Here is a 26,193-nt window from a genome sequence, read left to right on the forward strand (position 1 = left end):
GGCCCGATTCACCCACGAGTCACCGAAGGATCGCCGGTGACAGCGCCGTCGTCTGGCAAATAGTCACAAGATGCGAGTGCGTAACAAGTTGATGTCAGTAATGCACCGGGCCTCGTGGCGCACCTAGGGTAGGCCCACGCGTCCCTGAACCGGGACGTCCGGAGGATCCCAGAGGAGGGCGTCTTGCGACGCAGCACGAAGCTTGCGGCAGTTCTTTCTGCCGGTATCTTGTCGGTCGCGCTGGCCGCTTGCGGCAGCAGCGACAGCGAAGGCTCGGCGGCCGAGGACACCACGAGTCCATCGGCCGAGACCAGCGAGTCCACGGGCGCGGCGACATCGGACATCAAGGTCGGCATGGCTTACGACATCGGCGGTCGCGGCGACCAGTCGTTCAACGACATGGCGGCCAGCGGCCTCGACCAGGCCAAGTCGGAGTTCGGCATCGAGACCCAGGAGTCGGAGGCCTCCGACGGCGAGGACGACGCGGCCAAGGTCGAGCGCCTTACCCAGCTCGCCGAGGCGGGCTACAACCCGATCATCGCGGTCGGCTTCGCCTACGACGCCGCCGTCGCTGAGGTCGCCCCGCAGTACGCCGACATCGACTTCGCCATCATCGACGACGTGCCCGCCGACGCCGACGGCAACCCGATCGACAACGTCACCTCGCTGGTCTTCGCCGAGGAGCAGGGCTCCTTCCTGGTCGGCGCGGCGGCGGCGCTGAAGTCGGAGTCCGGTCACATCGGCTTCGTCGGCGGCGTCAACACCCCGCTGATCCAGAAGTTCCAGGCGGGCTACGAGGCCGGCGCCGAGGCGGTCAACCCGGACATCACGGTCGACGTCCAGTACCTCACCGAGCCGCCGGACTACACCGGCTTCAGCGACCCGTCCAAGGGCAAGACCGCGGCCGAGGGCATGTACGACGACGGCGCCGACGTGGTCTACCACGCCGCCGGTGGCTCCGGCTCCGGCGTCTTCGAGGCCGCCGCCGCGGCGGGTGCCTACGCCATCGGCGTCGACGCCGACCAGTACCTCACCGCCGACGCGTCGGTGCAGCCCTACATCCTGACCTCGATGCAGAAGCGGGTCGACGTCGCCGTCTACGACTTCATCAAGTCGGTCGTCGACGGCTCGCCGAAGACGGGCACGGTCACCTACGACCTCGCCGCGGGCGGCGTGGGCTATGCGACCTCCGGTGGCCTGGTCGACGACATCGCCACCCAGCTCGACGACTACAAGCAGCAGATCATCGACGGCACCATCGAGGTGCCGACGACGCCCGAGAGCTGACCGACAAAACTCGCTGTGGCAGGAAGCGCTGCCCGGGCCGGACGCGATAGCGTGCCGTCCCGGGCAGCGCCGTCTCCCAGCCATTCTGTGGGGCCCGCCCCGAGGAGGATTTCAGTGGACAACGTCGCCGTGAAGCTGACGGGGATCGGCAAGCGGTTCCCCGGCGTCATCGCCAATGACGACGTCAACGTCACGGTCCGCAAGGGCACCGTCCACGCGCTCGTGGGCGAGAACGGCGCCGGCAAGTCGACCCTGATGAAGATCCTGTACGGCGTCCAGAAGCCGGACTCCGGCACCATCGAGATCGACGGCGCGCCGGTGTCGTTCTCCTCGCCGTCCGACGCCATCGCCGTCGGCATCGGCATGGTCTTCCAGCACTTCATGCTGGCCGACAACCTGACCGTGCTGGAGAATGTCGTGCTCGGCGCCGAGAAGCTCTACGGCAGCGGCGAGAAGGCCCGCCGCCGGATCCGCGAGCTCGCCACGTCGTACGGCTTCGACCTCGACCCCGACACCCTGGTCGAGCACCTCGGCGTGGGCGACCGGCAGCGGGTGGAGATCCTCAAGGTGCTCTACCGCGGCGCCCGCACGATCATCCTCGACGAGCCCACCGCGGTGCTGGTGCCGCAGGAGGTCGACGAGCTGTTCGACAACCTGCGCGACCTGAAGGCCGACGGTCTGACGGTGCTGTTCATCTCCCACAAGCTCGACGAGGTGCTCTCGGTCGCCGACGACGTCACCGTGCTGCGCCGCGGGCGCACGGTCGGCACCGCCGACCCGGCGACCACCACCTCCCGGCAGCTCGCCGAGATGATGGTGGGCTCCGAGCTGCCCTCGCCGAGCACCGAGGCGTCCACCGTGACCGACGTGGTCGAGCTCTCGGTGCGCCACCTCGACCTGCCCGACCCGCTGGGCGGGCGGCCGCTGCTCACCGACGTCTGCTTCGACATCCACCGCGGCCAGGTCGTCGGCATCGCCGGCGTCGAGGGCAACGGCCAGGCCGAGCTGGTCGAGGCGATCATGGGCCTGCGCAAGGCCACCGGCACTGTATCGCTGGACGGCACCGACATCTCGCGCTGGTCTACCGGCCGCCGGCGCGAGGCCGGCATCGGCTACATCCCCGAGGACCGTCACCGCCACGGCCTGCTGCTCGACGCGCCGCTGTGGGAGAACCGCGTCCTCGGCCACCAGACCCGGGAGCCTTGCGTCAACGGACCCTTCATCGACCGGCGGGGCGCCCGGGCCGACACCGACCGGATCGTGGCGGCGTACGACGTGCGCACCCCCTCCATCGACACCACCGCCCGGGCACTGTCCGGCGGCAACCAGCAGAAGCTGATCGTCGGCCGGGAGATGTCCGGTGACCCGGTGCTGTTGATCGCCTCCCATCCCACCCGCGGCGTCGACGTCGGCGCCCAAGCGGCAATCTGGGACTACATCAAGACCGCGCGCCGGGAAGGACTCGCCGTGCTCCTCATCTCCGCCGACCTCGACGAGCTGATCGGGCTCTCCGACACCATCCACGTGATGCTGCGCGGACGGCTGGTCGGCACCGTGGACCCGCAGACCGTCACCCCGCAGCAGCTCGGCTCCGCGATGACCGGTGCGGAGGTGCCGGCATGAGGGGCCAGTCGCTGCGCCGGGCCGGGCTGACCGTGGCCGCGCCCGTCCTGGCGGTCGTCTTCGCGATGATCGTGACCTCGCTGGTGCTCGCCGTCGCCGGCGACCCGGTCGGCGGCGTGTGGGACGTCATCTTCAGCAAGCCGAAGGCGCGCAACGTCGTCAACATCGTCAACGGCGCCGGCACGCTCTACCTGTCCGCCCTGGCCGCGGCGATCGGGTTCAAGATGAACCTGTTCAATATCGGCGTCGACGGGCAGTACCGCGTGGCGGCCTTCTGTGCCGCCTGGTTCGGCGGCTACGGCCTGCTGCCCGGGTGGCTCAACATCCTCGCCGCCGTCCTGGTGGCGATGGTGACCGGGGCGCTGTGGGCCGGCATCGCCGCAGCGCTGCGAGTCACCCGCGGCGTCTCGGAGGTGATCGCCACGATCATGCTCAACGCGATCGCGGGCTCGCTGGTGGCCTACCTGCTGCGTCAGTTCGGGGAGGTCGACGGCAACAACCTGGCGACCACGACGCTGCCGAAGAGCAGCTGGCTGGAGGGCCTCCAGCTCGTCTCCGGCGCGCCCAACAAGGTCTACACGCTGACCATCCTCGCCGTGGTCGCGGGCCTGGTCTACTGGGTCCTGCTCAACCGGACCGTGTTCGGCTTCAGCCTGCGCGCGACCGGCATGTCGGAGACCGCCGCCGCGGCCAGCGGCATCTCCTCCAAGCGGATGATCCTGGCCGCGATGCTGCTCTCCGGGGCGGTGGCCGGCCTGATCGGCATGCCGCTGATCTTCAGCTCCTCGCACAGTTACGGGCTCACCTTCCAGACCGGGCTCGGCTTCGCCGGCATCGCGGTCGCCCTGCTGGGCCGCAACCATCCGGTGGGCATCGGCTTCGCGGCCGTGCTGTTCGCCTTCCTCAACGAGCAGGCCAACGGACTCCAGATCCAGGCCGGTGTGTCCAGTGACATCGTCAGCATTATGCAGGGGGTCATCGTGCTCTCCGTCGTGATCGCCTACGCGGTCGTCCAGCAGGTCAACAAGACCGCCGAGCAGCGTGCCGTCGCGGCCCAGCTGGCGGCCGCGGCCAAGACCCCCGAGGGGGTGACGGCGTGAGTGAGCTTGCGAACGAACCACAGGCAACACGCCGGCCACGAGCGAAGCGAGGGGTGACGGCGTGAGTGTCCTGGAGAAGGTGTCCGGCCTGGCGGCGGCCAGGAAGGTCCGCGCCAGCTGGCCGATGGTGCTCATCGCGGTGGCGGCCGCGATCCTGCTGATCTCGGTGCTGCGCGCCGTCACGGGGGCCGACGACGTGGCCTCCTCCGGCACCATCCGGGCCGGCATCCGCGCCGCCATGCCGATCGCGCTGGCCGGCCTGGGCGGGCTGTGGGCCGAGCGGGCGGGCGTGGTCAACATCGGCCTTGAGGGCATGATGATCATGGGCACCCTCGGTGCCGGCTACGCCGGCTACCAGTGGGGCATGTGGGCGGGGCTGTTCTTCGCGCTGCTGTTCGGGGCGCTGGCCGGCCTGCTGCACGCGGTCGCCACGGTGGGCTTCGGCGTCGACCACATCGTCTCCGGTGTCGCCATCAACGTCATCGCCGCCGGCGCGTCGCGCTATATCGCCGGCCTGCTCTTCACCGGCAAGGAGGGCGGCGGCCCCACCCAGTCGCCGAAGGTGGGCTCGATCACGACCTTCGACGTGCCGCTGCTGGGCGACTGGTCCAGCAGGCTGGAGGGGAAGAACTGGTTCTTCCTCTCCGACCTGGGCGCGGTGGTCGCCTCGTTCACCAACCGGCTCTCGCTGCTCACCCTGCTCGGCGTCGCGCTCTTCGTGCTCACCTGGTGGGTGCTGTGGCGCACCACGTTCGGGCTGCGGGTGCGTTCGGTGGGCGAGTCCCCGGCCGCGGCGGAGTCGCTCGGCGTCAATGTCTACCGCTACAAGTACATCGCCGTGATCGTCTCCGGCGCGCTGGCCGGCCTGGCCGGCGCCTATCTCGTGGACGACGCCTCCATCTACCGCGAGGGCCAGACCGGCGGTCGTGGCTATATCGGCCTGGCCGCGATGATCTTCGGCAACTGGCGGCCGGGGGGCCTGGCCGCGGGTGCCGGCTTGTTCGGGTACGCCGACGCAGTCCGGCTGCGCAGCGGCGAGGAGTCGGTGCACGCGCTGCTGCTGCTCGTGGTCGTGCTGCTGGTCGTCGTCGCGGCGTGGATGCTGCGCCGGGGGAGCCGGCGGCAGGCGGTCATCACCGGCGGCATCGGGGTGGCCCTGCTGGTGCTCTTCCTGGTCACCGACACTATCGCCAACGACTTCACCAGCATGACCCCGCAGCTGGTCACCCTGCTGGTGCTCGCGCTCGCGGCACAGCGGCTGCGGATGCCCGCGGCCGACGGGCAGGTCTATCGAAAGGGCAGCGCCGGGTGAGCCAGATCGACTCGGGGTTCGACTGGGAGGGGCTGCGGGAGCGGGCGGTCGAGGCCGCGACGCACGCCTATGCGCCGTACTCCCACTATCCCGTCGGCGTCGCCGGACTGGCCGAGGACGGCCGGGTGCTGACCGGCTGCAATGTCGAGAACGCCGGCTACGGCGTCGGACTGTGCGCCGAGTGCGGGCTGGTCTCTCAGCTGCACATCACCGGTGGGGGTCGACTGACCCACGTCGTCTGCGTCAACGGAAAGGGTGAGGTCATCATGCCGTGCGGTCGTTGCCGGCAGCTGTTGTGGGAGAACGGGGGTCCGGCGATGCTGCTGTGGACCGTCTCGGGCGTGAAGTCGATGAGCGAGGTGCTGCCGGATGCCTTCGGTCCCGACGACCTCGCTTGACCTGACCTCGCCGGAGGTCGTCGCCGACCCCTACCCGCACTTCGCGCGCGAGCGGGAGGAGCACGCCGCCACCGGCGGCGTCGCCTGGCACGAGGCCTCCGGGATGTTCCTCACCTTCTCGCACGCCTCGGTGGGCCAGGTGCAGCGCGACCGCCGGCTCGGCCGGATCTGGCACGACCGAGAAGCACCGGCCGCTGGACCCGCGGACTACATGGAGCCGTTCAACCTCCTGCACCGCAACCAGATGATGGAGAACGAGCCGCCCGAGCACACTCGGCTGCGCCGGCCCGTCGCCTCCGCGTTCGCCCGCGGCCACGTCGAGCGGCTGCGGCCCCGGGTCCGCGAGCTGGCCAAGTCGCTGCTCGACGACGTCGACCCGGCCGGCTTCGACGTCATCGAGGGGTACGCCGAGCCGCTGCCCGTCCTGGTGATCGCCGACCTGCTGGGGGTGCCGCGCTCCTACGCCCACGACCTGCGGGACTGGTCCCAGGCGATCGTGAAGATGTACGAGGTGGCGCCCTCGCAGCAGACCGTCGAGGCCGCGGTCCGTGCCGCCACCGAGTTCGCCGGACTGGTCCGCGAGCTGGTCGCCGAGCGGCGTGCCACACCGGCCGACGACCTGATCACCGACCTGGTCGCTACCGAGCTCGACGAGGACGAGGTCGTCGCCGCAGTGGTGCTGCTGCTCAACGCCGGGCACGAGGCCTCGGTCAACGTCTTCGGCAACGGGCTGACCGCGATGCTGCGTCGCGGACTGCGGCCGGGCGCGGACGTGGCGGCGACCGTGGAGGAGATGCTGCGTTTCGACTCCGCCCTCCAGCTCTTCGAGCGCACCGCGACCGAGGACGTCGAGTTCGCCCACGGCGAGCAGCCGGTCGTCGTCGAGAAGGGGCAGAAGATCGCCGCCCTCCTCGGCGCGGCCAACCGCGACCCCGCCGTCTTCGAGCGGCCCGACGAGTTCCTGGTCGACCGGACCCCCAACAACCACCTCGCCTTCGGCGTCGGCGTGCACTTCTGCCTCGGCGCGCCGCTGGCCCGGATGGAGCTCGGCGAGTCGCTGCCCGCGCTCTTCGAGACCTTCCCCGACCTGGAGCTGGCCGGCGAGCCCGAGAGCCGGGGCACCTTCGTGCTGCGCGGCAACCGGCACGTCCCGGTCAGGGGGAGCCGTGGCTGAGCACGACGCCGTCGAGGTGATCCTTGCCAAGCGCGACGGCCAGGAGCTCTCCGACAGCCAGATCGACTGGGTGATCCGCAACTACACCGACGGGGTGGTCGCCGAGGAGCAGATGGCCGCCCTCAACATGGCGATCCTGTGGCGCGGCATGACCCGTCGCGAGATCGCCCGCTGGACCGCCGCGATGATCGCCACCGGCGAGCGGCTCTCCTTCGCGTCGCTGTCGCGGCCCACCGCCGACAAGCACTCCACCGGCGGTGTCGGCGACAAGATCACGCTGCCGCTGGCCCCGCTGGTGGCCGCCTGCGGCGTGGCGGTGCCCCAGCTCTCCGGCCGGGGCCTGGGCCACACCGGCGGCACGCTCGACAAGCTGGAGTCGATCGCGGGCTGGCGGGCCTCGCTGACCAACGAGCAGATGCTCGACCAGCTCGAGTCGATCGGGGCGGTGGTCTGCGCCGCCGGCTCCGGGCTCGCGCCGGCCGACCGCAAGCTCTACGCGCTGCGCGACGTCACCGGCACCGTGGAGTCGATCCCGCTGATCGCCTCCTCGATCATGTCGAAGAAGATCGCCGAAGGCACCGGCGTGCTGGTGCTGGACGTCAAGGTCGGCTCCGGCGCGTTCATGAAGACCCTGCCCGCCGCCCGGGAGCTCGCCCGGACCATGGTCGACCTCGGCACCGACGCGGGGGTGCACACCGTCGCGCTGCTGACCGACATGGCGACCCCGCTCGGCCGTACCGCCGGCAATGCGCTGGAGGTGGCCGAGTCGGTCGAGGTGCTCGCCGGCGGCGGACCCGCCGACGTCGTCGAGCTCACCCTGGCACTGGCCAGGGAGATGCTGCTCGGCGCCGGCGTCACCGACGTCGACCCTGCCGACGTGCTCGCCTCCGGCCGGGCCATGGACGCCTGGCGTGCCATGATCGCCGCCCAGGACGGCGACCCGGACGCCCCGCTCCCGGTGGCGGCCGAGCAGCACGTCGTCCTCGCGCCCTCCTCCGGCGTGCTCACCCGGCTCGACGCCCTGGCCGTCGGCCTGGCCGCCTGGCGGCTCGGCGCCGGCCGGGAGCGCAAGGAGGATCCGGTCTCGGCCGGTGCCGGCGTCGTCTGGCACGCCCGCCCGGGCGACGCCGTTACCGCCGGCGCGCCGCTGTTCACCCTCCACGCCGACGACCCGGCCCGCTTCGAGCGCGCCCTGGCCTCGCTGGAGGGCGGCTATGACATCGAGGAGGCCGTCGAGGGCACCCCCTTCGAGCCCACCCCGCTCCTGCTCGACCGGATCAGCTGAGTTATCCACAGATCGCATCGGCGCGGTTCCGGCGGCTCGCGCTGCGGCCCACCGTCGGCTGCATGACTCCACTCCGCGCCGCGACGTACGATGAAGGCACTGTGCCTACATCGGAGGTGGCCGCCATGAAGCAGATCAGCGCGCGTGAGCTCAACCAAGACGTCAGCGCCGCCAAGCGGGCGGCTGACGAGGGCCCGGTGATCATCACCGACCGCGGCAAGCCGGCCTATGTCCTGATGACTCACGCGGATTATCGCAGGTTGGCCGGCCGCGGGAAGAGTGCTCTGGAGGCGCTGCGCCCGCCCGGAACGCTCCTTCTGAGTGACGAAGAGGTCGAGGACTTCGACCGGTTCATCGAGGAGATGCGCCGTCAGCCGTCAAGCCTCCGGGTCCCGGAGGACGACGACGAATGAGATACCTGCTCGACAGCAACGTCGTCAGCCAAGCGCGCAAGCAGCACGGGAGCCCCGCGGTCCTGACCTGGCTGGGCAGCGTCGGCGCCGAAGAGGTGGCGTTGAGCGTCGTCACCCTGATGGAGTTGGAAGTGTGGGTGCTCCGGCGAGAGCGCCGCGAAGCGACCGAAGGCAGGAGTTGGCGTGCCTGGCTGGAGAAGGAGGTCGCGGTGGGGCTCGCGAGCCAGATCATCCCCGTCGACTCCCGCGTCGCGCGTGGTGCCGCAACGTTGCACGTGCCCGATCCGGCGCCGGATCGTGACGCCTTGATCGCCGCGACGGCGCTCGTGCACGACCTCACGGTCGTCACCCGGAACACGCGGGACTTCGAGCGGACCGGGGTGCGGCTGCTGAACCCCTGGGCCGCCTGAGGGCCGCTCCTCTGATTGGATACCGACATGACAGGCACCGATCTCACCTACGAGCAGGTGAAGGCGGCTCCCAAGGTGGTCCTCCACGACCACCTCGACGGTGGGCTGCGACCCGGGACGATCGTCGACCTCGCCGCCGAGATCGGCCACGAGCTCCCCGCGAACGACGCCGAGTCGCTGGGCAGGTGGTTCCACGAGAGCGCCTCCTCCGGCTCGCTGGTGCTCTACCTGGAGACCTTCGTGCACACCATCGCGGTGATGCAGACCGAGGCGCACCTGCACCGGGTCGCGCGGGAGTTCGCCGAGGACCTGATCGAGGACGGCGTGGTCTACGCCGAGGTGCGCTACGCCCCCGAACTGTTCGTGGAGCAGGGGCTGACACTCGACCAGGTCGTCGCCGCCGTCCAGGCCGGCTTCGACGAGGCCGTCGCCGCTGGGGCGGCTCGGGGCGCTCGCCCCATCGTCGTACGGCAGATCCTGACCGCCATGCGGCAGGCCGCCCGGGCCCGGGAGATCGCCGAGCTCGCCGTCGCCTGGCGCGACCGGGGCGTGGCCGGCTTCGACATCGCCGGCCCCGAGGCCGGCTATCCGCCTACCCGGTTCCTCGACGCCTTCGAACACCTGGCCGCGGAGAACCTCCGGTTCACCATCCACGCCGGCGAGGCGTTCGGGCTGCCCTCGATCTGGGAGGCCGTCCACCCCTGCGGCGCGGACCGCCTCGGCCACGGCGTGCGGATCGTGGACGACATCGCCCTCGCCGAGGACGGCACCGCGAGCCTGGGCCGGCTGGCGGCCTACGTCCGCGACCGCCGCATCCCGCTCGAGCTGTGCCCGACCTCCAATGTGCAGACCGGCGCCGCCGCGTCGATCGGCGAGCACCCGTTCGGCCTGCTCGCCGACCTCGGCTTCCGGGTCACCGTCAACACCGACAACCGGCTGATGAGCAACACCTCGATGACCAAGGAGACCTGGCAGCTGGTGGAGGCCTTCGGCTACGGCGTCGACGACCTGGAGCGGTTCGCCATCAACGGCATGAAGTCCGCCTTCTACCCCTACGACGAGCGCGTCCGGATCATCCACGACCAGATCAGACCGGGGTACGCCGCGCTCCGCTGACCCTCGGCAGGTGCCTGCGCAGGTCAGCGCGGCAGCACGACGAACCAGGGGACCGACCAGCCGGCGACGCGGAAGCTGTCTCGCGCGAGCGTGACCAGACCGCCCGAGGCGGGGTCGTAGACCCGCAGTCCGTCACCCTCCGCCGCGATGGCGAGGGTGACGTGGCGGGGCAGCGCGGGGGAGCCGACGTAGATCGCCACCGGGTGGTCCACGACCGCCTCGGCGATCTCGTCGTCGCGCGAGGTCCAGCGGGCGAGCCGGACGCGGTAGCGGACGCCCTCGAGGATGCCGAGCGCCCGCGCGATCGCCCACGGCGGTGTGCCGAGGGCCCGCGGCCAGGGCAGCTGCAATCCGCCCAGGCCGTCGGCGGCCGAGGTGAGCCGGCGATGCGTGGCCAGCGCCTCGGCCGGGAACCCGGCCAGCGACCGCGTCGGACCGGCGGACTCGGCGGCACGCAGCAGCCGCGCCACCACGACGCAGCAGGCACCGCAGCAGCGCTGGTCGGGCTGTTTGAGGGCCGGCCCGAACGCCAGGGTCATGCCGCGACCAACAGGCGTCGAACCGCGGCGTACCCCTGGTCCGGGCTGACCACCTCGCAGCCCTTGGCGACCGCGTCGGCCACCACCTGCCGCTGCGCGCGCAGCAGCGCCCAGCCGCGGCGGATCAGCACCAGCGGGGGCTTGCGACGCTCGCGGAGATCACGCGCCAGCCGCCGCCAGAACGTGACGACGGGATGCTGGGTGACGCAGTACGCCGCGGCCAGGATGCCCGCCTCACGGCACCGCGCCACCACGTCCTGCGCGAAGATGCCCTCGGCGACGAACAGCGGGCTGCCGGCCAGGTCCAGCAGCCGGTGACCGGTCCTGCCGTCCCCGGCGATGTCGTAGACCGGCACGTCGGCGTGGCCGTCGCGGCACAGCTCGACCAGTGCCATGACCGCGTCGTCGGGCAGCCAGGAGTCGGGGTGGTCCCAGTCGACCAGGCCGGCGTTGGGGCCGTGCGGGATGCGCGGCAGCGACGGGTCCGAGCCGTTCTTGTAGTAGTCGTCGAGCCGCAGCACCGGCAGCCCGAGCCGGTGGGCGAGCCGGGACTTGCCGGCGCCCGAGGGACCGGCAAGGACGATGACGCGAGCGGCCATGCGGTCAGTAGCCGGTGGCGGCTTCCCCGGCCAGCAGCGCCCGCGACCCGGAGACGCCGAGCCGGGTCGCGCCGGCATCGATCATGGCGCGAGCCTGCTCCAGGTTGCGGATGCCGCCGGAGGCCTTGACCTGCAACTCGGGCACGGTGGCGTGCATCAGCTCGACCGCGTGCAGGGTAGCGCCGCCGGCGGGGTGGAAGCCGGTGGAGGTCTTCACGAAGTCGGCCCCGGCCTCGCGAGCGGCCCGGCAGACGCCGACGATCTCCTCATCGGTGAGCGCGGCGGACTCGATGATGACCTTGAGCACCGTGGGCGCGGGGGCGGCGCCTCGGACGGCGCGGATGTCCTCGCGGACGTCGTCGAAGCGGTGCTCCTTGGCGGCGCCGAGGTCGATGACCATGTCGATCTCGTCGGCACCCAGCCGCACCGACTCGGCCGCCTCGGCGGCCTTCGTCGCGGAGGTGTGCTTGCCACTCGGGAAGCCGCAGACGACGGCGACCTTGAGGGTCTCGGGCACCTCGACCGGCAGCATCGAGGGCGAGACACAGACCGAGTAGGTGCCCAGCTCGGCCGCCTCGGCGACCAGCGCCTCGACGTCGGCACGGGTGGCCTCGGGCTTGAGCAGGGTGTGGTCGATGATGCGGGCGACCGCCGCGGCAGAGACACTCACCCGGACACCCTAGTGTTGATCCCCGTGAGCAGCCCAGGCAGCGAGGCGGAGACCGAGTGGTTCGTGCCGACCAGCGGGCGGATCTCGGGAGTGCTGGGACTGCTCGCCGCCGTGGTGATCCTCGGGCTGGCGGTCCTCGGCCACGCCCCGGCCGACTATCTCGCGCTCGGTCTGCTGGTCGCGCTGCTGTCGTGGATGGTGCTGCTGCGTCCCCGCGTCGGCGTACGCGGGAGTGACCTGCTGCTGCGCGGCATCGTCTCGACGGTGGTGATCCCCGTCGCCGCCGTCGAGAGCGTCGCGGTGCGGCAGGTGCTGGCGGTCCGCGCCGCCGACCGGCGCTACGTCAGCGCGGCGGTCGGGCACTCCTACGGCCAGATCGCCCACCAGCGGCGCCGGCCCCGCGACCTGCCGCCACCGACCAGCTCAGGTCCGCCCCGCTACGCCGACCATGTCGCCGACACGATCGACCGACGCGCCAGGGAGGCCCGCCGCGAGGGACAGACCGCCGGCGCCGTACGGCGGCAGTGGGCCTGGCCGGAGATCGCCGGCGTGGTCGTGTTGGCGCTGGCGCTGGTGGTCCTCCTGCTGACCTGACCGGAGCCTCTCAGAACACGTTCTCAGATCCCGGCGGCGGACTTGAGGTCGGTCTTGATCGCGTCGAGCCGGTCGGCGGCGGCCGTGCGGGCGGCGTCGACGGAGTCGGTCACCGGGACGACCACCTCGAGGTAGCACTTGAGCTTGGGCTCGGTGCCGGAGGGCCGCACGATGACCCGGGCGCCGCCGTCGAGGTGGTAGCGCAGCCCGTCGGTCGGCGGCAGGTCCGCCGAGCCGGTGGCGAGGTCCTCGAAGGAGGTGACGGGCAGACCGCCCAGCGAGGTCGGCGGGGTGGTGCGCAGCCGGGACAGCGCGGCGCCGATCTCGGCGAGGTCGCCGACCCGCACGGAGAGCTGGTCGGTGGCATGTAGGCCGTGCTCGCGGGCGATGTCGTCGAGCTGGTCGAGCAGGGTCCGGCCCTGGGTCTTCAGCGCGGCGGCCAGCTCGCAGAGCAGCAGCAGCGCCGAGATGCCGTCCTTGTCCTTCACGTGCGCCGGGTCGACGCAGTAGCCCAGCGCCTCCTCGTAGCCGAAGACCAGGTCGGGCAGCCGGCCGATCCACTTGAAGCCGGTCAGCGTCGCCACGAACGGCTGCCCGGCAGCGGCCGCCAGCTTGCCCAGCAGCGAGGAGGACACGATGGAGGCGGCGTACGTGCCCTGGACGCCGCGGCCGAGCAGGGCGTGGCCGAGCAGCGTGCCGACCTCGTCGCCGCGCAGCATCCGCCAGCCGTCGGCGGTGGGTACGGCGGCCGCGCACCGATCGGCGTCGGGGTCGTTGGCGACCACGATGTCGGCGTCCTTCTCGGCGCCGAGCGCGAGCGCGAGGTCCATCGCCCCCGGCTCCTCGGGGTTGGGGAAGGCGACCGTCGGGAAGTCGGGGTCGGCGGCGAACTGCTCGCGCACGATCGCCGGATGGCCGAAGCCGGCCGAGCTCAGCGCGGAGATGACGGCCATGCCGCCGACGCCGTGCAGCGGGGTGTAGGCGATCTTGAGATCGCGGGGTCCGCCGGAGGAGACCACCCCGACGACCGAGGCCAGGTAGCGCTCGAAGACGCCCTGGTCCAGGACGGTCCACGAGTCACCGCGGGGCACCGAGGCGAGCGGGCCGACGGCGGCGATGTGCGCGGCGATCTCCGCGTCGGCCGGCGGCACGATCTGCGAGCCGTCGCCGAGGTAGACCTTGTAGCCGTTGTCCTGCGGCGGGTTGTGGCTGGCGGTCACCATCACGCCCGCGGCGGCGCCCTGGTCGAGGATCGCGAAGGCGAGCGCCGGGGTGGGCAACATGCCCGGCATCACCCGCGCGTCGATGCCGGCGCCGCTCATCACCTCGGCGGTGTCGCGGGCGAAGACCTCGGAGTTGTGGCGGGCGTCGTAGCCGATCACGACGGGACCGGTGAGCCCCTGCTCGCGCAGATAGGCGGCCAGCCCGGCAGCCGCCCGGATGACGACGACCCGGTTCATCCGGTTGGGGCCGGCGCCCAGGGCACCGCGCAGCCCGGCCGTGCCGAACTCCAGCGTGCCGGCGAACCGGTCCGCGAGCGCGGCGACGTCGCGGGCGTCGAGCAGCTGGGTCAGCTCCGCGCGGGTGGCCGGATCGGGGTCCTCAGCCAGCCAGGCGCGAGCGCGGTTGATCAGCCCGGAGATCGGTTCCGTGGGGTCGGGGCTCGTCATGGGAGGAACCTACCGAAGCCGCCCGCGCCGTCACCCCCAGCACGATCAGCAACTGCGCGAGGATATAGGTGAGCATCACCCAGAAGTCGTGGCCGGGCTGGGTCCACACCTCGAAGGCGTCCAGCGCGATGAGCCCGTCGGAGACCACGAAGACGGCGCCGCCCGCCCAGGCCAGCCGGTCGATGCCGGTGGCCAGCACCGCCATGCCGGCCAGGCTGGCGCCGTAGACGACCACCGCCGGCGCCAGCATCCCGGCGTGAGGGAGCAGTAGCGCCCAGAGCACGACCAGGCAGACGGCGTACGGCGTGACGAGGCGGGTGCGCAGCACGCTGCGGTGGCGGTAGGGCCAGAAGCCGGCGATATAGCAGCCCTGGCCGAGCAGGAAGCAGCCGATCAGCGCGGGGAAGCCGGCGTCCTCGGAGAGGAACCGCGGCACCGTGTCGCCCAGCCACGAGAAGAACAGCGCCGCGCCGGCGAGCCGGACCAGCCGGTGCTGCCGGGGCGCCACCAGCAGCAGGTACGCCGCGAGGGCCGGCATCAACAGCACCTGGGTGAGGTCGGCCAGCGCGTCGGGTCCGTGCAGCGCCGCGACGAGATGGACGGCCGCGACCAGGAGGTACGGCGTGAGCAGGGTCACCCGGGGCATGTCGGCGATCATCTCAGGTCGCCTTCACAGGGAGGGCTCTTTGCCCTCACAAGTTGCGCGCCTATATTGCCGCTGGTGTCCGCGCCTTGGCGGACGGACTCGGAGGTCGAATCGATGAGCAAGCCCCGTCCCCTGTGCGTCGTGGCGGGCGCCGCCCTGGTGCTGGCCGGCCTCGGTGCGCCGGCCCTGGCCCCGGCCTACGCCGCCACTGCCGTGCTGACGCCCGCCGAGGTGCTGGCCGTCAACCAGGGCGCGGTCGACGAGGACTGGACCGCCGACGAGGTGTGGGACACCGCCGAGGAGACGACGGTGACGCTCGCCGGCACCGGGGCCACCGTGACCGGCGCCCAGGTCGCCGCCGTGACCGTCGACTCGGGCACCGTGACGATCACGGCCGCCGGCACCTACGTGCTGACCGGCTCGCTGACCGGCCAGGTGGTCGTCGACGCGGCCGAGGCGACCGTCCGGCTGGTGCTCGACAGCGCCACGATCACCAGCAGCACCACCGCCGCCGTCAACGTGGCGGCCGCCGGGCTGGCCGAGGTGGTCACCGAGACGGGCACCACCAACACCCTCACCGATGCCACCAGCTATATCGACACCAGCGACGACGCCCCCGGCGCCGCGCTCTACTCGGCGGCCGACCTGGTCCTCTACGGCTCCGGCACGCTCAAGGTCACAGGACGGTACGCCGACGGCATCGCCAGCTCCGACGCCCTGTCCATCCGCTCCGGAACTTACGACGTGAGCGCGGTCGATGACGGCATCCGGGGCAAGGACTCGCTGGTGGTCCGCGACGGCACCATCACCGTCTCGGCCGGCGGCGACGGGCTGAAGTCCACCAACGACGAGAAGGTCAAGCGCGGCTACGTCGCGCTGCTGGGCGGCGCCCTCGACGTGACCGCCACCGGCGACGGCGTCGACGCCGTCACCGACGTCGTCCTCGACGGCGCGACGCTGAGCGTCGAGGCCGGCGGCGGCCACACGGAGTACGACGAGACCTCCGACTCCTCGCCCCACGGCATCACCGCCGGCACCAACACCGACGACACCATCGCGATCGGCGCCGGCACCATCGACATCGACGCCGCCGCTGACGGCGTCAACTCCGGCGTCGACATCGCCGTCACCGGGGGCGCGCTCACCATCGCCGCCGGCGACGACGGCATCCACGCCGACGCCCAGCTCGCCATCGCCGACGGCACCGTCGCCGTGACCCAGGCCGAGGAGGGCCTGGAGGCCCAGGACATCTTGATCAGCGGCGGCGCCAGCACGGTGACGACCGACGACGACGGCGTCAACGCCTCCAGCGACCTCGCGACGCCCACGCTGGTGGTCAGCGGCGGCACGCTGGCGGTCGACGCCCAGGGCGACGGCCTGGACTCCAACGGCACCCTGACGATCTCCGGCGGCACTGTGGTGGTCGCCGGGCCGACCGGCGCCGACAACAGCCCGCTCGACGCCGACGGCGACTTCCTGATCAACGGCGGCACGGTGCTGGCGGTCGGTTCCAACGGGATGCTCCAGTCGCCCGGCTCGGCTTCCATGCAGGGCTGGCTGGTGGCCAGCCTCAGTGCCTCCCAGTCGGCCGGGACGGTGCTCTCCGTGGTCGGCCCGTCCGGCGACCTGCTGGCGACCTACGTCGCGAGCAAGGCCTTCCAGGGAGTGGTCTACTCCGCGAGCTCGGTGACCAACGGGTCGTCGTACCGGCTCTACGTCGGCGGCTCCGCCACGTGTACGACGGTGGGCGGGCTCGCCGAGAGCGGCACTGCCGGCACCACGCTGCTGGCGACGGTGACGGCCGGTCAGTCCAGCTCCGGTGGTGGCGGCGGTGGCGGTGTTCCGGGTGGCCCGAGGGCGGCCACGACCGGGGCGACCGCCACCAGCACCGCTGCGGCGGCGGATTCGACGGTGGCCGCCTGCGACGGCTCGGACGACACGGGCTCGGACGACACGGGCTCGGACGGCACGACCACCGGCACCGGGACGACCACCGGCACCGGCACCGGCACGACCACCGGCACCGGCACGACCACCGGCACCGGCACGACGACCACCGCGAAGGCGTCCACCACGACCAAGGTGTCGCTGGCCCGAGCTCCCGCCCGGGCGGGCAAGCGGTTCAGGGCCACCATCAGGGTGACCACGGCCGACGCCGGCATCGTGCCCACTGGCACGGTGGTGGTGCGGGTCGACGGCGCCGTGGTCCGCACCCGTGCGCTGAGCGCGGCGGCCGATGGCACGCTGGTCCTCCAACTGCCCCGGCTCGGCACCGGCAAGCACCGAATCCGGGCGGTCTACAGCGGCAGTGACACCACGGCGGCCTCCAAGCGCGTCGTCAGGCTGCGGGTGAGCTGACGCCCCGGGCGCGGGGCCGCTGCCGAGCCGTTGCGCGCCCTGCCGGCGGACCGCGCCCCGAGTCAGCGGCGGAAGGCGTCGATCTGGGCGCCGAGCTCCTCGAAGATCGCCTGGTTGAGGCTGAAGGCGAGCTTCACCTCCTCCACGACCCGGCCGATCTCGGCCTCGGAGAGACCGAGCGCGTCGAGCCGGGCGCGGTAGCCGTCCTTGTAGATCTTGGGCTTCTCGATCGAGGCGAAGTCGTAGAACGCCACCCCGGCGGTGCCGTCGAGGTCGAAGTGCCGGGTCAGCAGCCGGCCGATGGCCTGGCCGCCGGAGAGGTCGCCGAGATAGCGGGTGTAGTGGTGGGCCACCAGTAGCGGCGCCCATTCGGCCGCGGCCGCGCGGATCCGCGCGGCATAGGCGGTCGCGGCGGGGGACTCGACCGGGTCGGCGGCGGTGACCGAGTCCCAGAAGGCGAGGTCCCGCTCGAGCAGCGCGAGCCGCTCCAGGCCGGGGTCGAAGACGGCCGCCACGGCCGGGTCACCGGCGGAGGCCCGGGTGGTCTCCTCCAGCGCGGCGTACACGATGCGATAGCGCCGCAGGTAGGCGGCGTACCCGGCCTCGTTGATGCGTCCGGCGAGCAGTTCCTCGAAGAACGAGGAGTGCTCGGCCGCCTCATGCTCGGCCCGGGAGCCTTCCCGCATGGCCGCCGACAGCGACCTGGTCTGGTCGACCACCGGGTCGATCACGGTCATGGGTCTCCCTCTCTCGGCCTGAGGCTCGGCCCAGATGCTGACGAGTTGTCGAGAAGATATTGACACGGCGTCAGGATCCTGGCAAGTATTTGGGAAGGCTCACCTCATTGTGTTTAGGCTAACCTAACTCAATGGTGCCTGGTCAAGAGTGTCGAACGGATGTGGAAAGGGTGTGAACCGCTTGCGCGGCCGGATGAGCGGGTCAGCGGCTCGGTTGGTGGCGACCCTCCTCGTGGTCGTGCTCGCGGGCTGCGACGCGACCTCCGCCTCGCCGCACGGCGAGGGGGACACCGCCTCGATCGACCTTTCCGACGCGAAGCTGCTCGACGACCCGAAGGCCTACGAGGGGCCGACCCACGCCGGGTTGGCGGAGGCGTCCATCGACCCGATCGCCGACCACCCCGCCCAGGCGCTGCCGGTCACCGTCACCGATGCCCAGGGCACCAAGGTCAAGGTGACCGACACCAGCCGGATCCTCGCGCTGGATCTCTACGGCACGCTCTCGCAGACGGTGTTCAACCTGGGGCTGGGCGACTATGTCGTCGGCCGCGACATCTCGACGCAGTTCGAGGAGGCTCGCGACCTCCCGCTGGTCACCGAGAACGGCCATGAGCTGGTCGCCGAGAAGATCCTCGAGCTCAACCCCTCGCTGATCATCACCGACAGCACGCTCGGCCCCTGGGACGTGATCCTGCAGATGCGCGACGCGGGCATCCCCGTCGTCGTCACCGACTCCACCCGGAGCATGGACAACCTCGCCTCGCTCACCGAGGAGGTCGCCGCGGCACTCGGCGTTCCCGAGGAGGGCACGGAGCTCGGCGAGCGGATCCAGGCCGAGGCCGACGCCAAGATCGCCGAGATCGCGGCCATCGCGCCACAGAACCTGACGGACAAGCTCCGGATGGTCTTCCTCTACGTCCGCGGCCAGTCCGGCATCTACTACATGTTCGGCGAGGGCTCGGGCGCCGACAGCCTGATCACCGCGCTGGGCGGCTACGACGTCGCCGGGGAGATCGACTGGTCGGGCATGAAGCCGGTCACCGACGAGGGCATCATCTCGGCCCAACCCGACCTGATCCTGATGATGACCAAGGGGCTGGAGTCGGTCGACGGCGTGGACGGGCTGCTGGACCGGCTGCCCGCGCTGCAGCAGACCCCGGCCGGCCAGAAGCGCCGCATCGTCGACATGAGCGACACCGCGATCCTGAGCTACGGCCCGCGCACCGCCGAGGTGCTCAACGCACTCGCCGTGGCGATCTACGCGCCCGACTCGGCGATCGCCGACGCCAGGACCGATGACGTCGAGGTCGATCTGGAGCCCGGCGAGGCCGCCAAGTGACCGTCGCCACCCAGGAGCACGTGCTGCCGCGCTCGCGCGTCGGTCGTGCGACGCTGCTGTTCGTCCTCCTCGGTGCCGGCCTGGTCGTGATGGTGCTCGTCGCGGCCGGCCGCGGCCAGCTCCACGTCCCGGCCGACGAGGTGCTCGGCTCGGTGCTGCACCGGATGGGCCTCGACATCGGCCCGATGCCCGCCCATCCGCAAGGCGACGCCACGCTGTGGTCGGTGAGGTTCCCGCGGGTCACCCTCGCGGTGATCGTCGGCGCGGCACTCGCCACCGCCGGCGCGCTCATGCAGGGCATCTTCGGCAACCCGCTCGCCGAGCCCGGCGTCGTCGGCGTCTCGACCGGCGCGGCGTTCGCGGCGGCGGTCGTGATCGTCTACCAGATCAGCCTGTTCGGCGCCTGGACCGTGCCCGTCTTCGCGTTCGTGGGGGGCCTGGTCACCACGCTGACGGTCTACTTGCTTGCCCGCTCGGGCGGTCGTACCGAGGTCGTGACCCTGATCCTCACCGGCATCGCCGTCAACGCGGTCTGCAGCGCCGGCCTGGCGCTGATGATCTTCCTGGCCGACACCCAGGCCCGCGAGGAGATCGTCTTCTGGCAGCTGGGCAGCCTCAACGGCACCCGCTGGCAGTACGTCGGTGTGGTGACCCCCTTCGTCGTCGCCGGCGTGCTCGGCTCGATCGTGCTGGCCCGCAAGCTCGACATCCTCGCCCTCGGCGACCGGGCCGCCCGCCACGTCGGCATCGACGTGGAGAAACTGCGGATGACCTCGATCGTGCTGGTCGCCGTGCTGACCGCCGCAGCGGTCTCCTTCGCCGGGATCATCGGCTTCGTCGGCCTGGTCATCCCGCACCTGATCCGGATGGTGGTCGGCCCCGGCCACCGGGTGCTCGTCCCCGCGAGCGCGCTCGGCGGCGCACTGCTGCTGGTGACCGCCGATCTGTTCGCGCGCACGGCGGTCGCCTACGCCGACCTGCCGATCGGCATGCTCACCGCCCTGGTCGGCGGGCCCTTCTTCTTCTGGCTGCTGCGACGGGCTCGCAACAGCGCGGGGGGCTGGGCCTGATGCTGTCGGTCAAGGACGTCTCGGTCGAGATCGGCCCGGCCCGCATCCTCGATGGCGTCTCGCTGCGGATCGAGGCGGGCGAGCACGTGGCGCTGGTCGGCCCCAACGGCGCGGGCAAGTCGACGCTGCTCGCGGTGCTGGCGGGCGACCTGGCCCCGAGCCGGGGAGAGGCGACCCTCGACGGCGTCGACCTGGCGGCCTGGAAGTACCTCGCGCTGGCCCGGCACCGCGCCGTGCTCACCCAGGAGCACCGGCTCGCGTTCGGCTTCCGGGCGGGCGAGGTGGTCGCCATGGGCCGGGCACCGTGGGCTCGCACCCCCCGCGAGGACGACGACGAGACGGTGGTCGCCGACGCCTTGCGGCGTACCGAGATCGAGCAGCTGCGCGACCGGGTCTTCCCCACCCTCTCGGGCGGGGAGAAGGCGCGGGTCTCCTTCGCGCGCATCCTCGCTCAGGAGACGCCACTGGTGCTGCTCGACGAGCCGACCGCCGCGCTCGACCTGCGCCATCAGGACCAGGTGCTCGCGCAGGCCCGCCGGCTCGCCTCCGCCGGCCACGCCGTGGTCACCGTCATCCACGACCTCTCGGTCGCGGCCGCCTACGCCGACCGCATCTGCGTGCTGGCCGACGGGACCGTGGCCGCCGACGGCACCCCGGAGGAGGTGCTGCGGCCGGAGCTGATCGGCCGGGTCTACGAGCATCCCGTCGACGTTCTCCACCACCAGGGCCGGCTGCTGGTCGTGCCGCGCCGGCTGCACGCCGTACCCCCACTCGACGAAGGGCAGGGACCATGGTCCGCCGCGCACTGATCCTGCTGTCCCTGCTCGCCGGGTCGCTGGCGCTGGCCGCGCCCGCCCAGGCGGCCAGCGCGAAGGTCACCGTCGCCAACAGCGCCGGCCAGGCCGTCGCCGACCCCGACGAGGCCACCACGGTCACGCTCAAGGGCACCGGCTTCCAGTCGATCAAGGGCGGCCACGGCGGCATCTACGTCCTCTTCGGCACCGTCAAGAGCGGCTGGCGGCCCAGCCAGGGCGGCGTGACCGGGGTGGACTACTTCTACGTCCCCGACAGCGAGAGCAAGAGCAACGCCGGGATGCAGAGGTTCGTCGCCTTCCCCGGCAGCGACACCGCGAGCTCGGCCAACGGCGGCCTGATCTCGGCCAAGGGCACCTGGTCGACCAAGCTGGTCATCCCCGGAGCGACCTTCGAGGCCATCGACCGCGACGGCAACACCACCACCGTCAACTGCCGCAAGGTCACCTGCGGCGTCATCACCATCGGCGCGCACGGCGTGGTCAACGCCAACAACGAGACCTTCACACCCGTCGCCTTCCGAGACCTGTCGGGGAGTACGGCGAGCGCCACCGCCACCGCCTCGGCCACCGCGTCCGCCACCGCGTCGGCCACCGCGTCCGCAACCGCCTCGGCCGAGGCCGCCGCCCCGGAGGCCACCGGGAGCGCCGCGCCGGTCGCCGCGGCGAGCGCCTCGGTGGACCGCGCCACGGCGGTGGTCGGCCACGTGCTCTCCTTCACCGCGGTCGGCTTCACGCCCGGCGAGCAGGTCGTGGCAACCTTCGACGACGGCCTGGCGGCGGTCGGGCCGCTCACCGCCGGGCCGAGCGGCGAGATCGCCGGGGTGCTGGCGCTCCCGGCCGGCACCCGGGCCGGCACCCACGTGCTGCGGCTGACCGGCGCCGCCTCCGGGGTGACGCCGAGCGTCAACTTCGCCGTCACCGAGCCCGTCTCGGCCACGGTCGCGGCCGCCGAGGACACCGACCGGTCGCCGTACCTCTTCCTGGCAGGCTGCCTGCTGGTGCTCGCCGCCGCCTGCGCGGCCGCGCTGCTGCGGTTGCGGCACCGGCGCCGGGCCGCGCGAGCGGGGGAGGCGAGCCATGCGGTCTGATCCCCGGTACGCCGCCGGGCTCCTCGGTTGCGCCGCGACCGTGCTGGCCAGCCTGCTGATCTCCTCGCTGGCCGTGCTGCTCGGCGGGCTCGGCTCCCCGGTCGCCGCGGCCGAGGAGGTCGTCACCAGCGGCGCCGCGACGACCGCGAGCGGCGCCGTCACCGAGACCGCGACGGGGACGGCGACGGCGACGGCGACGGAGACCGTCTCCGCGACCCCGTCCGAGACGGCGACCGCCACCGAGACCGCCTCCTCGACGGTGTCCGAGACCGTCACCGCCACCGGGACCGCCACCGAGACGGTGACCGAGACCGTCACCGCCTCCGCCGCGCTCACCGAGGCGTTCGACGTCGCCGACGCGTCGCTGCGCTGGGGTCTGAACAACGAGTCCAACAACAGGGCGTTCGCGCCGGGCACCTTCAACTTCCTCTCCGCCGGCAAGATCGCCAACCCGGGCGCCGGCGGGCTGACCCTCAGCAACGCCGGCGCCACCTGGAGCAATGGCGCCACCGCCGGCTGGAGCAACGCGGTGGGCAACGTGTCGATCGAGAAGTACGTGACCGGCACCGGCTATACCGCCGCCACCTGGGCGGGGCTGTCCACCGACTCCTCGGGCGCCACGATCTCCAGCCCCACCTCGGGCAGCTACAGCAACCACCAGGTGGTCCTCACCGGCGGCACCGGCGAGGTGGACCCCGCCGCCGGCACCGCGACCATCTCCTGGGACGGCGACTTCACGGTCCTCTACTACTCCGGGATGACGTTCTTCTACGTCTCCGACCCGGTGTTGAGCGTGGTCGACGGGGTCGGGACGCTGACCGCGACCCTGGGCGGCTACGGCACCTCGATGGACGACACGACCCAGTGGGAGACGCTCACCGACACCGAGGTCACCCTGGCCGACCTCGGCGCCATCGACCTCACGGCCGACCTCGGGTTCACCGTCACGCCGGCCTATCTCGGCGTCGCCTACAGCCCCCCGTCCGGCGGCGCCGCGCAACTCACCGACGACGACTACTCCGGGTCCTTCCCGCAGAGCTTCGTGGACTTCCAGCAGCTCACCGGGCAGGCGGCGTACTGGTACAGCTCGGGCGGCTCGGTCGACAAGTCCAAGCCCACCCTGCCGCTCACCGTCAGCTACGACGCCAGCGACCCGGTCGCGCAGACCACGCCGGCCTCCACCGCCACCACGAGCACGAAGACCAAGACCGCCACCGCCACGGCGACCGCGACCGCGACCACCGTCGCCACGATCACCGTCGCGACCGCGACCGCCACACCGGCAGCCGACCTGGCTGCGGTGTCGCCGGTCGTCGCGAGCACGGCGTACCGGCCCGCCAGCGGTCCGATGCCGACCGTGCTGCCGGTCGCCGCCGAGGTCACGGCCGCCGACGCCCCCCGGTGGCCGTGGTGGGCGGGCGCGGTCGTGCTGCTCGCCGCCGCCGTACTCACCGTCACCACCGCCATCACAGGAAGGCAGAAAAGATGAGGAAGCACACCCCGCTCGCCGCCGTCGTCGCCGCGGGCCTGGCCGCCCCGGCGCTGGCGCTGGCCGCCGCGCCGGCCCACGCCGACGAGGTCACCACCACCACCGCACAACTGCGCTGGGGCATCAACGACGAGACCAACAACAAGGCCTACTACGGCTTCAACTTCCTCTCCGCGGGGAAGATCGGCAACCCGGGCGCGGGCGGCCAGCAGCTCAGCACCAGCGACTCGGGCGCCACCTGGGGTAACGGGCAGGCGGCGGGCTGGTCGGCGCGCACCGGCAACGTCACCATCGAGAAGCTGCGGTCCGACGGCAGCTACGCGGTGTCGAACTGGGCCTCGCGCAACACCGACCCGGCCACCGGCAGCGTCGACGCCTCGGTCAGCGACGACGTCTACGCCGACACCCAGGTGGTCCTCGACGCCGGCACCGGCACGCTCGACCCCGACGCCGACGACGCGACCCTCTCCTGGGACGGCGACTTCACGGTCCTCTACTACTCCGGGATGACGTTCTTCTACGTCTCCGACCCGGTGCTCAACGTCACCGGCGGCGTCGGCACGGTAACGGCGACGCTGGGCGGCTACGGCACCTCCATGGACGACACCACCCAGTGGAGCGCCCTCGACGACACCGAGGTCACCCTCGCCACCCTGAGTGACGTCGAGGTCACCGAGACCGGCATCGCGGCGGCCGAGGTCGACTACCTCGGCGTCACCGTCGACACCGGCGACGGGGAGGAGCAGGCCACGGACAGCGACTACTACGGGTCCTTCCCGCAGAGCTTCGTGGACTTCCAGCAGCTCACCGGCCAGTCGTCGTACTGGTACTCCTCGGGGACGACCCTCGACAAGGGCAAGGTCGCGCTGCCGCTGACGGTGCTCGCCACCGCGACCCCGACCGAGGCCGTCGTCGACGACACCGGCAGCACTGCCACCGGCACGACCGCGCCGGCCACGTCGGCGGCCACGGTGAGCGCGGCGTTCGCCAAGAAGAAGCTGAAGGCCGGCAAGTCGGCGGTGCTCACGGTGAGCGTCGCCAGCACGGCCGGCACCCCCGACGGCACGGTCTCCGTCGTGGTGAAGAAGGGCAAGAGGAAGGTCGCCAAGACGCTGACCCTCGCCGGCGGCAAGGCCAGGCTCACGCTCACCAAGAAGCAGACCAAGAAGCTCGGCAAGGGCAGGTGGAAGATCACCGTCGCCTACGCCGGCAGCGACTCCTACGCCGCCGCCTCCGCCGGCTTCGCCGTCAAGGCCAAGTAGCGGGCCGACCCAGCGACCTGTCTCGGGACCACCTATGGAAAGTGAGAGACACATGTCAGTGATGACCCGACCTCGCCGGCTGCTGGCCGCGGCGGCCACCGCCGCCGTAGCGGCACCGGCGCTCGCCCTCGCGGCAGGGTCCCCGGCCCAGGCAGCCGATCTGGTGCCCACCGTGCAGGTCAGCAAGACCACGGTGCTCGCCGACGGGACGACGACCGTGACCGTGACCGGTACCGGATTCGACCCGTCGCTGGCGATCGGAACGCGCGCCCCGCTGGCGGGGCAGGAGGCTGGAACCTACGTCGCCTTCGGGAAGTACGCCGAGGTGTGGAAGCCGTCGGAGGGCGCGTCCTCGTCGAGCCGTCAGAACGGCGCCACCGGCACCGCCGTCAAGTGGGCGATCCCGGAGCCGGGCTATACGACGCTGAGCAGCAGTGCCGGCGCCATCCTGCTGGCCGAGGACGGCAGCTTCACCACCGAGATCACGATTGACAAGGCCGCTCTCGACGCGGTGGCCACCGACTCGAGCCTGGTCAACTACGGCATCTACACCTACCCGGGCAGTGGTGCGGTCCAGCCGTTGTACGAGACCTACACGCCGATCACGTTCGCCGACGTCCTGCCTGCGACGCCGACCGTCACCGGGACCGCCCAGGTCGGCCAGACGCTGACTGCGGTGCCGGGCACCTGGGAGCCGGCCGACGTCACCCTGGCCTACCAGTGGAGCGCCGATGGTCAGCCGATCACCGGCGCCACCTCGGCGACCTACGTCGTCCCGGGGGAGAAGGTGGGCGCGAGGCTCACCGTGAGCGTCACCGGCACCACCGGCTCGGTGAGCGAGACCGCGACCTCGGCGCCGACGGCGCCGGTGGCGGCCGGCACGCTCACGGTGGCGACGCCGACCGTCAAGGGCAAGGCGAAGGTGGGCAAGAAGCTGACCGCGTCCGTGACGGCGCCCGAGGGCGCCGTGGTCACCTACCAGTGGTTCGCCGGCAAGAAGGCGATCAAGGGTGCCACCAAGGCCACGCTGAAGCTGAAGAAGAAGCAGGCCGGCAAGAAGATCACCGTCACGGCGACGGTCGTCTCCACCGGCTACGAGACTGCGGCGGTGACCAGCAAGGCCACCAAGAAGGTCAAGAAGAAGTAGCCCAACTACGTAGTGCGGTGGATCCGAGTCACCAGTTGGCTCGGATCCACCG

25 protein-coding genes are annotated in these 26,193 nt (G+C 71.8%); 19 read left to right on the plus strand and 6 right to left on the minus strand.

Annotated elements, in window-relative coordinates:
• Positions 1-183 precede the first annotated feature (183 nt).
• The 10 genes from QM595_RS14535 (at position 184) to QM595_RS14580 (ending at position 10,118) form a co-directional block, all read left to right on the plus strand.
• Positions 184-1,287 (plus strand): BMP family lipoprotein, encoded by a 1,104-nt coding sequence (locus QM595_RS14535; RefSeq protein ID WP_415172283.1) that lies wholly within the window; start codon positions 184-186, stop codon positions 1,285-1,287.
• A gap of 114 nt (positions 1,288-1,401) precedes the next feature.
• A complete protein-coding gene (locus QM595_RS14540; RefSeq protein ID WP_415172284.1) occupies positions 1,402-2,910 on the plus strand; it encodes an ABC transporter ATP-binding protein in 1,509 nt (502 codons plus the stop codon).
• Complete coding sequence (locus QM595_RS14545) at positions 2,907-4,010, plus strand: ABC transporter permease (protein ID WP_415172285.1); 1,104 nt, start codon at positions 2,907-2,909, stop codon at positions 4,008-4,010. Before QM595_RS14540 ends, QM595_RS14545 begins: the two co-directional genes overlap by 4 nt.
• A 61-nt stretch (positions 4,011-4,071) precedes the next feature.
• On the plus strand, positions 4,072-5,322 hold the full coding sequence (locus tag QM595_RS14550; RefSeq protein WP_415172286.1) for an ABC transporter permease: 1,251 nt from the start codon (positions 4,072-4,074) through the stop codon (positions 5,320-5,322).
• Positions 5,323-5,327: 5 nt separating this feature from the next.
• Complete coding sequence (locus QM595_RS14555; RefSeq protein WP_415172323.1) at positions 5,328-5,720, plus strand: cytidine deaminase; 393 nt, start codon at positions 5,328-5,330, stop codon at positions 5,718-5,720.
• A complete protein-coding gene (locus QM595_RS14560; RefSeq protein WP_415172287.1) occupies positions 5,692-6,894 on the plus strand; it encodes a cytochrome P450 in 1,203 nt (400 codons plus the stop codon). Before QM595_RS14555 ends, QM595_RS14560 begins: the two co-directional genes overlap by 29 nt.
• Positions 6,887-8,179 carry a thymidine phosphorylase gene (locus QM595_RS14565; RefSeq protein WP_415172288.1) on the plus strand — a complete coding sequence of 431 codons (1,293 nt, stop codon included), beginning with the start codon at positions 6,887-6,889 and terminating at the stop codon, positions 8,177-8,179. The genes QM595_RS14560 and QM595_RS14565 overlap by 8 nt, the downstream gene beginning before the upstream one ends.
• A 125-nt stretch (positions 8,180-8,304) precedes the next feature.
• Positions 8,305-8,592, plus strand: a complete 288-nt coding sequence (locus QM595_RS14570; protein ID WP_415172289.1) for a type II toxin-antitoxin system prevent-host-death family antitoxin — start codon at positions 8,305-8,307, stop codon at positions 8,590-8,592.
• On the plus strand, positions 8,589-9,002 hold the full coding sequence (locus QM595_RS14575) for a type II toxin-antitoxin system VapC family toxin (protein WP_415172290.1): 414 nt from the start codon (positions 8,589-8,591) through the stop codon (positions 9,000-9,002). The genes QM595_RS14570 and QM595_RS14575 overlap by 4 nt, the downstream gene beginning before the upstream one ends.
• 27 nt (positions 9,003-9,029) lie before the next feature.
• Entirely contained in the window at positions 9,030-10,118 is a 1,089-nt protein-coding gene (locus QM595_RS14580; RefSeq protein ID WP_415172291.1) for an adenosine deaminase, read from the plus strand.
• Positions 10,119-10,141: 23 nt separating this feature from the next.
• On the opposite strand, the gene QM595_RS14585 is transcribed toward QM595_RS14580, so the two are convergent.
• The 3 genes from QM595_RS14585 to deoC are packed head-to-tail and all read right to left on the minus strand — an operon-like array spanning position 10,142 to position 11,926.
• The gene (locus tag QM595_RS14585) at positions 10,142-10,657 is read right to left on the minus strand and encodes a hypothetical protein (protein ID WP_415172292.1); all 516 of its coding nucleotides are present in this window, start codon (positions 10,655-10,657) and stop codon (positions 10,142-10,144) included.
• The gene (locus QM595_RS14590) at positions 10,654-11,256 is read right to left on the minus strand and encodes an ATP-binding protein (RefSeq protein WP_415172293.1); all 603 of its coding nucleotides are present in this window, start codon (positions 11,254-11,256) and stop codon (positions 10,654-10,656) included. The genes QM595_RS14585 and QM595_RS14590 overlap by 4 nt, the downstream gene beginning before the upstream one ends.
• Positions 11,257-11,260: 4 nt before the next feature.
• On the minus strand, positions 11,261-11,926 hold the full coding sequence (deoC, locus tag QM595_RS14595; RefSeq protein WP_415172294.1) for a deoxyribose-phosphate aldolase: 666 nt from the start codon (positions 11,924-11,926) through the stop codon (positions 11,261-11,263).
• 24 nt (positions 11,927-11,950) lie between these two features.
• Here deoC and QM595_RS14600 point away from each other — a divergent pair, with 24 nt between their 5' ends.
• The gene (locus tag QM595_RS14600) at positions 11,951-12,520 is read left to right on the plus strand and encodes a hypothetical protein (protein WP_415172295.1); all 570 of its coding nucleotides are present in this window, start codon (positions 11,951-11,953) and stop codon (positions 12,518-12,520) included.
• Positions 12,521-12,543: 23 nt separating this feature from the next.
• Here QM595_RS14600 and QM595_RS14605 read toward each other — a convergent pair whose 3' ends face one another.
• Positions 12,544-14,190, minus strand: coding sequence for a phospho-sugar mutase (locus QM595_RS14605; RefSeq protein WP_415172296.1), 1,647 nt, complete (start codon positions 14,188-14,190; stop codon positions 12,544-12,546).
• Positions 14,123-14,848 (minus strand): lysoplasmalogenase, encoded by a 726-nt coding sequence (locus tag QM595_RS14610; RefSeq protein WP_415172297.1) that lies wholly within the window; start codon positions 14,846-14,848, stop codon positions 14,123-14,125. The genes QM595_RS14605 and QM595_RS14610 overlap by 68 nt, the downstream gene beginning before the upstream one ends.
• A gap of 102 nt (positions 14,849-14,950) precedes the next feature.
• Between QM595_RS14610 and QM595_RS14615 the strand changes: the two genes are divergently transcribed.
• Positions 14,951-17,194 (plus strand): carbohydrate-binding domain-containing protein, encoded by a 2,244-nt coding sequence (locus tag QM595_RS14615; protein WP_415172298.1) that lies wholly within the window; start codon positions 14,951-14,953, stop codon positions 17,192-17,194.
• 62 nt (positions 17,195-17,256) lie between these two features.
• Here the strand turns inward: QM595_RS14615 and QM595_RS14620 are convergent, their stop codons facing one another.
• Positions 17,257-17,931 (minus strand): heme oxygenase (biliverdin-producing), encoded by a 675-nt coding sequence (locus QM595_RS14620; protein WP_415172299.1) that lies wholly within the window; start codon positions 17,929-17,931, stop codon positions 17,257-17,259.
• 217 nt (positions 17,932-18,148) lie between these two features.
• Here QM595_RS14620 and QM595_RS14625 point away from each other — a divergent pair, with 217 nt between their 5' ends.
• The 7 genes from QM595_RS14625 (at position 18,149) to QM595_RS14655 (ending at position 26,141) form a co-directional block, all read left to right on the plus strand.
• Positions 18,149-19,270, plus strand: a complete 1,122-nt coding sequence (locus QM595_RS14625; protein WP_415172300.1) for a heme/hemin ABC transporter substrate-binding protein — start codon at positions 18,149-18,151, stop codon at positions 19,268-19,270.
• Positions 19,267-20,340, plus strand: coding sequence for a FecCD family ABC transporter permease (locus tag QM595_RS14630; RefSeq protein ID WP_415172301.1), 1,074 nt, complete (start codon positions 19,267-19,269; stop codon positions 20,338-20,340). Before QM595_RS14625 ends, QM595_RS14630 begins: the two co-directional genes overlap by 4 nt.
• Positions 20,340-21,149 (plus strand): heme ABC transporter ATP-binding protein, encoded by an 810-nt coding sequence (locus QM595_RS14635; RefSeq protein ID WP_415172302.1) that lies wholly within the window; start codon positions 20,340-20,342, stop codon positions 21,147-21,149. The genes QM595_RS14630 and QM595_RS14635 overlap by 1 nt, the downstream gene beginning before the upstream one ends.
• Positions 21,131-22,243 (plus strand): hypothetical protein, encoded by a 1,113-nt coding sequence (locus tag QM595_RS14640; protein ID WP_415172303.1) that lies wholly within the window; start codon positions 21,131-21,133, stop codon positions 22,241-22,243. Before QM595_RS14635 ends, QM595_RS14640 begins: the two co-directional genes overlap by 19 nt.
• Positions 22,233-23,732: a hypothetical protein gene (locus QM595_RS14645; protein WP_415172304.1), complete on the plus strand. Its 1,500-nt coding sequence runs from the start codon at positions 22,233-22,235 to the stop codon at positions 23,730-23,732. The genes QM595_RS14640 and QM595_RS14645 overlap by 11 nt, the downstream gene beginning before the upstream one ends.
• A complete protein-coding gene (locus QM595_RS14650; protein ID WP_415172305.1) occupies positions 23,729-24,994 on the plus strand; it encodes an Ig-like domain repeat protein in 1,266 nt (421 codons plus the stop codon). The genes QM595_RS14645 and QM595_RS14650 overlap by 4 nt, the downstream gene beginning before the upstream one ends.
• Positions 24,995-25,055: 61 nt before the next feature.
• A complete protein-coding gene (locus tag QM595_RS14655) occupies positions 25,056-26,141 on the plus strand; it encodes a hypothetical protein (RefSeq protein ID WP_415172306.1) in 1,086 nt (361 codons plus the stop codon).
• The last annotated feature ends 52 nt before the right edge of the window (positions 26,142-26,193 follow it).

It is taken from the genome of Nocardioides sp., from assembly GCF_047607185.1.
Taxonomy (GTDB): Bacteria; Actinomycetota; Actinomycetes; order Propionibacteriales; family Nocardioidaceae; genus Nocardioides.